7 protein-coding genes are annotated in these 6,881 nt (G+C 48.7%); 1 reads left to right on the top strand and 6 read right to left on the bottom strand.

Annotated features, from left to right (window positions below):
* Positions 1 to 85: 85 nt before the first annotated feature.
* From NTW12_00525 to NTW12_00510, 4 genes are all read right to left on the bottom strand, one after another.
* Positions 86 to 286, bottom strand: coding sequence for a hypothetical protein (locus tag NTW12_00525; GenBank protein MCX5844839.1), 201 nt, complete (start codon positions 284 to 286; stop codon positions 86 to 88).
* 427 nt (positions 287 to 713) lie between these two features.
* A complete protein-coding gene (locus tag NTW12_00520; protein ID MCX5844838.1) occupies positions 714 to 2,168 on the bottom strand; it encodes an aromatic ring hydroxylase in 1,455 nt (484 codons plus the stop codon).
* 20 nt (positions 2,169 to 2,188) lie between these two features.
* Entirely contained in the window at positions 2,189 to 2,998 is an 810-nt protein-coding gene (locus tag NTW12_00515) for a C-GCAxxG-C-C family protein (GenBank protein ID MCX5844837.1), read from the bottom strand.
* A gap of 215 nt (positions 2,999 to 3,213) precedes the next feature.
* The gene (locus tag NTW12_00510) at positions 3,214 to 4,494 is read right to left on the bottom strand and encodes a PAS domain S-box protein (GenBank protein MCX5844836.1); all 1,281 of its coding nucleotides are present in this window, start codon (positions 4,492 to 4,494) and stop codon (positions 3,214 to 3,216) included.
* A 123-nt stretch (positions 4,495 to 4,617) separates the two neighbouring features.
* On the opposite strand from NTW12_00510, the gene NTW12_00505 reads away from it, so the two are divergent.
* Positions 4,618 to 5,598: a transposase gene (locus NTW12_00505; GenBank protein MCX5844835.1), complete on the top strand. Its 981-nt coding sequence runs from the start codon at positions 4,618 to 4,620 to the stop codon at positions 5,596 to 5,598.
* Between the two features lie 25 nt (positions 5,599 to 5,623).
* Here NTW12_00505 and NTW12_00500 read toward each other — a convergent pair whose 3' ends face one another.
* Together NTW12_00500 and NTW12_00495 are read right to left on the bottom strand one after the other, a co-directional pair.
* Complete coding sequence (locus tag NTW12_00500) at positions 5,624 to 6,355, bottom strand: response regulator transcription factor (GenBank protein ID MCX5844834.1); 732 nt, start codon at positions 6,353 to 6,355, stop codon at positions 5,624 to 5,626.
* A 17-nt stretch (positions 6,356 to 6,372) separates the two neighbouring features.
* Positions 6,373 to 6,881: HAMP domain-containing sensor histidine kinase (locus NTW12_00495; GenBank protein ID MCX5844833.1), on the bottom strand; the 509-nt coding region annotated here is incomplete at its 5' end.

The following is a 6,881-nucleotide window of genomic DNA, read 5'->3' as shown; positions in this document are numbered from 1 at the left end:
TCGTCAGGCTGACCCATTGGAAAGAACAAAAAGATTGGACGGCGGAAAGGGCGTTACAAAAAGCCACCGGCGGCATCCGGAAAGCTCAAGGGAAATCTCCGTTTTCCTCTTGACATTTCTTATCATGGATGTCCCCGATTTCCCCCATGAGAAAACCCTCGATTCTGGCCCAATCTACGATAGCATTGATTTGTTCCATTCTTTTGATGGCCCGGTTCTTTTCCATGGAAGAGAAGAGGGAGATATCGGTGAAGGTGAAGTTAGTTTTCATTTTCTTGAAGCTCATAGATCCTCCGAATCTTTTTATTTGAAGGAAATATGGCACAATATTCATTAAATGTCAAGAATATTCAATATGTTAGCTTTGAATAACTGCGTTTTCAACGGCAAATCGATGAGCCAAGAACAAAAATTCGGGACGAGTTGTGCAAAGGTCTCCTTCTTTTTAGAAAAGGAAAATGTTAAATAATTACTAATCCATTTACCCCGTTCATTTCGACATCAAACATACATCAATCGTATTGATATATCTATCATTTCTTTCAGGAAGAAAAATTGGTCGTGAATTAATCTATTTTAAAGGGTCTTAACGGTGCTTGAACAGCAATAATATTGCGGACTGGTTTCCGCAGGATGGGTTCTACAGCGGTCTGTCATAAAAAAAGAGGCAAGGTAACAATCTTGCCTCTTTTTACTTTGATTGACCGATTGAGCTATTCTTCCTTCATGCCCATGAGCTTCTTGGCCATTTTCTTTTTCTTTTCGAAGTCCGTAAGAACGGAGAACATGAAGCGCTGGGTCTGGGGGGCGCCGGCGCCGTGCCAGGTTCCCGCACCGTGAAGCCCGGCCACCCAGTGCTGGAGGAATTTGGCGACTTTGAGCCTTTTCTCTGCGGGGGCTGCGGCGCCGAAGACCTTCTTCAGCACCGGTCCGACCTCCGGGTCTTCCAGGTCTTTCAATCTCGGCATGGTCACTACGAGCCCGCCGCCGATATCTCCCGCATTTTTAATGATTTCCCAGAATCCATGAGCGATGTTCAGCTTGGCGGCATTTCCAAAGAGATCGTCGGGAAGGAAGACGCCCGATCCCTTGGGTTCCTCTCGCCCTCTCATGGCCGCCGCAATGGCGCAGGCGTGGGAGGTTTCGCTCAGGCGGACCATATCGATGATCTTTTCCTGAATATGGGGTACTTTTTCCACACCGATGTACTCGGCGGCCAGCATGGTCCCTCCGATGATCACATCGGCAAATCCGACCTTGCAGGCCCCGCCGCAGTTCATGCGGTGGGCCTTTGCAAACCGGGTCACCATCCGGCCGGCGTACTTGGTCTCACCGCACAGGAACACCCTCTCCCAGGGGATGAAGACATTGTCGAAAACCATAGTCGACGTTTCTCGCTGTCCGTAGATGGGGTTGCCCAGCTCATCTATGTCGTCGCCGAACATCTCCCGCTCGGCCGAGTAGGCGTTGTACTGGCAGATGTAGGAGAGCCCGGGGGCGCTGTTTTGCACGGCGAAGGACAGGGCGAACTGTTCCTCGTCCTCCCTGAGCCCCCCGCCGGGCAGGACGAGCGTTTCGTGTGAGCCGATGGCGCCGCTCTGGCTCACCTTGTAGCCCCTCACCACGATTCCGTCGTCGCGCTTCTCGACGAGGTGGATGAAGACATCGCGATCCTCCTGCTGGGAGGGCCGCTTCTTGCGGTCGCCTTTGGCGTCGGTGATGGCGCCTGAGACGGCAAGATCCTTGGATTGGGCCATTTTGAGCCAGTTATTGAAGCGTTCATTGTATTTCGTGCCCAGGTCGCGGTCCATCTCCCATGTCGTCGACGCGAGCGCATTGAGAGCATCACATCCGACGCAGCGGTAATTGCATGTCCCGACGGTCTGGCTGGACAGAAGCGCCATTTCCTGACGCATGTCGAGGTCATGAATGTTTCTGGCCACATTGAGATTGCGGTTGATGGGCTCCCCCGTCAGGTGGGATGTGGCAACCATGACCTCCTTGCATTCCGGCTGCTGCGCCAGATCGTAGATGGCCGCGTTGGCCATGACCATGGACTTCGTGATGGGGTTTTCGAGCAGATTCTTCACCCACTTCCCGCCGACATAAACCCTTGGTTTCAGCTTCTTTACGCTGTCCAGATACTCCTTTGACGTCACTAAAGCCATCGTTTGCCTCCTTTTATGGTTTAATTATCAGATTTGACCTCTATAAAAAAAGCCGCGTTGCCCCCTTTGTCCGGATACGCACCGATATTATGCAGGGCAATATCCATGACTTCCATTAATGCATCCTCCGGGCGTTTCCCGGACAAACACAACGACAGATTTTTATCTTTCCGTTCAGCTTCCGCAATAAGACCCTTTTCATAAAAACCCGGTAAAGCCTCCTTTCGAAGACAACTGTCCACAAAACTTGCAAAAGTTCCACCCAGACCTTTATAGGCGCCGCGAATGCTGTTTCCGATTTTAACGGCGATAACTTCTAATACCGGTTCATTCTCTTTTAATACCAATAACGATCCTCCTCGTTTTTGAATTCGTAAGACCCGTGGCTGCGACTTCCAGGTTGAAGACCTGGCATGATCGCGACAGAGCCAGGTTGTCTGCCATTGAGAAGTCAGTTCCCGGCAGATGGTCTTGCCGTACTTCTCTTTAAGTCGATTGGGTATCTGATTGAATAATCTATAGAGTCCCGGCCTTCCATAAAGTTGCTCCTTCCCCTTTAACATGGCTTCTTTGCCTTCGCCCTCGGGAAGGGAGCTTCTTCCATGGACCGCACTCACCGCCATGACGGCGCCGACAAGGGCTCCGCAGGTGTCCCCGTAGAGACCGATGCCGCCGCCAAACCCCGTCGCCACCTTTTTGACTTCGGGAGGCAGTCCCGTATCCACCAGACTCAGGACCGCTTCGGTGACACATTCCGCACAATTATACCCCAAAGAAAAATTCTTACGGGCACGCTGACGGATTTCCTCGATTTTTTCCTCTTTTGTCATTGATCTTTCCCCCTTTTTTTAAAGAATTGTATGTCGGTTGGGCCTCTCCGGACATGAGAAAGCTTCTTACGGATTTCTGCAATAACCTTTCTCGAATGGATATGCCCGCAGGGGCGCATTTATAGAATCATCTATCCGCAGAAATAGCAATACGGAAAAATTACGTAATTTATACGTATATAAAATAAGTATTAATGGGAGCGGGTTTAATGGAATTATAAAGACAAGAGATGGGATCTCAGGTTGGCTTTCCTGTTTTTCAAGCTTAGTTTTTTCCTGATATTATCCCGGTGAACCTCGACTGTCCTGGCTGATGCATTCAGCAGCTCTGCAATTTCCTTTGTCGTGCGTCCTTCTTTTATAAAATTGATGATCTTGATTTCCATGGGAGTAAGATTGGGATATTTTGAGGAAAGGGTTCGCAGAAACGGGGAAATGATCTCGTTTATATTTCTCTCGAGGATTTTCAATTGATTTAACTGATGGCTGTCAATATGAGTTATTTTTAGATTCTCGATGTACGGCAGAATAAGCTCTCTCATATTACAAATGACTTTTTCTTCAAGTTCGGATTTGTCTTCCTCTCTGCGCTTGAGCAGGACCTTGAGCGCTGTATTCGCATCTCCCAGATTCCGGGATTTTTCTTCCAGCTCCCGCTCTCTCTTTTTCAATGCTTCTTCCATTCTTTTGCGTTCGGTGATGTTACGGGCAATGCCATGAATTGAGACTTGTCTGCCATTTTCCCTCATGATCCGGGAATTAACCTCCACCCAGACCGCTTCGCCGTCTTTTGTGTAGGTGAGGAATTCCTGTGGGTTTTGTGCTTCCATATCGCCGACTTTCTTTCGAATGAGTTCCCGGACAACGGGCAGATACTCCTGATCCAGAAGATTCTCTATACTGCGTCCCATGATCTGCTCCGGTTCGTAACCATAGATTTTGGAGACGGCGGCATTGCAGGACAAGATTTTACCATCGAAATCAAGGATAAAAATTATGTCATTGGCGTTTTCAAAGAGCTCCCTGTACTTCTGCTCCGATTGCCTCAATGCTTCTTCAGCCCTCTTTCGTTCCGTTATATCCGTAACAATCTCGACTACACCGGTGAGAGAGCCTTTTTCATCCCGTACGGGATAGCTGCGCAAAACCCAGTTTTTTTTGTATGAAGAAATATCGATTACCTCGTGGGGTTCACCGGTTTTGAGTGTCTTTTCAGCAGGGCAAATGCGGCATGCCCTGCTTCTATTATGAAGCGCCAGATAGCAGTGTTTCCCGTTCAATTGGCCGGGCGCCAGGTTAAATGCGTCATGCATCGCCTTATTGGCCCATATAACTTTTAAATCCGTATCAAGGTAGAGGACGAGTTCGGTCATGGCATCAAGAATGACCGATTTTTCCCGCTCTGATTTGCTGATCTCTTCAAACAACTGAGGGTATTTATCTTCGATGTGACGGATCGGCAAATTTGATTTGTCAGGCGTCGTTATTGTTTTCATTTGTTCCCTTTATACCATATATATTCAAAATCAATATCATAGAGATATGTGCAGATCAAGAAGTCAAATTAAGGGGTCAAGTCTGCCCTTGACTCTTAGATTGAAATCCTGTAGATACCGCTTATGGCCAGACCGTTACGAATCCAGTATCCTGATGCGTGGTACCATGTGATGAACCGGGGACGGCGAGGCGAGCCCGTCTTTACAGTTGATGACGACTATGTCTCATTCATTGCCATCCTGAGGGAATCACGCGAACTCTGGAACGTCAATGTAGCCGCATACTGCCTCATGCCGAATCATTATCACCTCTTGGTGCAAACCCCGGAGGCCAATCTGTCTCGATGCATGCGGCATATCAATGGTATCTATACGCAGCGATTCAACAAGAAGCATAACGAAGACGGGCCCCTGTTCAGAGGCCGATACAAAGCGATTCTCGTGGATGCCGACAGCTACCTCCTGGAGTTGGTGCGTTACATTCATCGGAATCCGGTACGGGCGGGTACGACCACTACCGTTGATGACTATGCCTGGAGCAGCCATCTCGGTTATCTGTCGGATGCATCAAATTATGGATGGCTGTTTAAGGACTTTGTTCTTTCGTTATTTTCGCACGACAAAAACGAAAGCAAGAGAGATTTCAGAAGATTTATGTCTCATGATGATCAAGAAGAGCTTACGAAGATTCTTGTACAAAAGAAGATACCGCCAGTGCTCGGCAGTACAAATTTTATCAAATGGTTAAAAAGTGAGCATGCTGAGAAAAAGATCAACGAAGAAATTCCCGATACGCGGATGTTCATCCCGGAGATTGACACGATCAGGAAAACCATTTGTAAATCATACGGAGTAGCAGAGGACAGTTTGCTGAGAAGCAAGCGGGGAATGACAAATGAGCCGCGGAATGTTGCCATTTACTTGACCCGGTATTTAAGAGGCGATCGATTGGTGATAATCGGGCGGGAGTATGGCATGGCGAAATACAGTTCAGTGAGCAGTGCCATAGAGAGGACAAAAAAGCAGATGGCGGGTGACAGAGGGTTCAAAAGACGTGTCGAGGAGATCAAGAGCGACATCAGTAAGAGTCAAAAGCAGACTTGACCCCTCCGATGACCCCTCTGAGACATTACGGGTGGTCGAAGATATACCCAATGGAGCGAATGCTCTTGAAATAGACCGGATTCTCCGGGTCGTTCTCAAAGTACTTCCTCAGACGCACGATGAAGTTATCGACGGTGCGTGTCGTCGTCTCACCGGAATACCCCCAGCCTACCTCCAGCAGGACCTTGCGCGACAAGGGTTTCCCCCGGTTTGCAATAAAGATCCTGAGTAACCGCACTTCCTGATCCGTCAGGTGAATCGTCCCGTGTATACCCTGTGCGGTCATCGTTCCGAAGTCAATCGTATTGCTCCCAAATACGTATGTCTGCTTTATTTCTTGTCCTTCCACCGCTTCCCCGGCGGTACCGCCACGGCTCCAGGAAGATCTTGTCATGAGGCGCTCGATGCGCATGAGGAACTCCTCCAGATTAAAGGGTTTGGCGAGGTAGTCATCAACGCCGTAGGAGAATCCCTTGACCTTGTCTTCAGTGCCCCCTTTCGCCGAAAGGATGAGGACAGGAAGTTTTTCATCCTCCAGGCGTATATGGCGCAGGACTGACAGACCATCCAGACCGGGCAGCATGATATCAAGGACGATGAGGTGAGGATTCCATTCTTTCCACATCCGAAGGCCCAATGTCCCATTATAGGCGATTGAAACCTCATACCCTTGAAGGGAGAGATTCAGTTTCAGGCCTTGGGCGATATGCTCATCATCCTCGATGATGAGGATGCGTTTTTGCAGAGTATCTTTCATGATTGTTCCTTTTCGTTTTATAAGGATAATGTCAACGTGAAAACAGACCCTTTTCCCGCCCCGTCGCTCTCCGCGATGATCTTTCCGTGATGGAGTCTGGCTATGTGCTGAGCTAGATAGAGTCCTATGCCGCTTCCTCCTACGAGGATATGCTCATCGTGGTGTCGGCCCTGATAAAATTTCTTGAATATTTTCTTCCGTTCTCCCTCATCGATACCGATCCCGTTGTCCTTGAAGCGGATCAGCAGAACATTCTCCCCCTCCTTGAAGGTGATGTTGATGCAAGGTCTACCGGAATTATTGTATTTCTTGGCATTGGTCAGGATATTCATCAGGAGCATCTCAAACAGGGATATGATGACGGGCAGATAGAATTCCTTCCCCGAGGGGTTCTCGACATGGATGTCACATCCTCGGAAGATATGGCGGTTACTTGCAAGAAATCCTTGAATCAGCTCAACAAGGTCGACGTTCGTGAATTCCCCTTCGTAAACCTTGCTCTCGATCCGGGCAAGATTCAGGATAC

This window comes from Deltaproteobacteria bacterium (assembly GCA_026388545.1).
Classification (GTDB): Bacteria; Desulfobacterota; Syntrophia; order Syntrophales; family UBA2185; genus JAPLJS01.
This window is presented reverse-complemented; position numbering and strand designations above follow the sequence as displayed.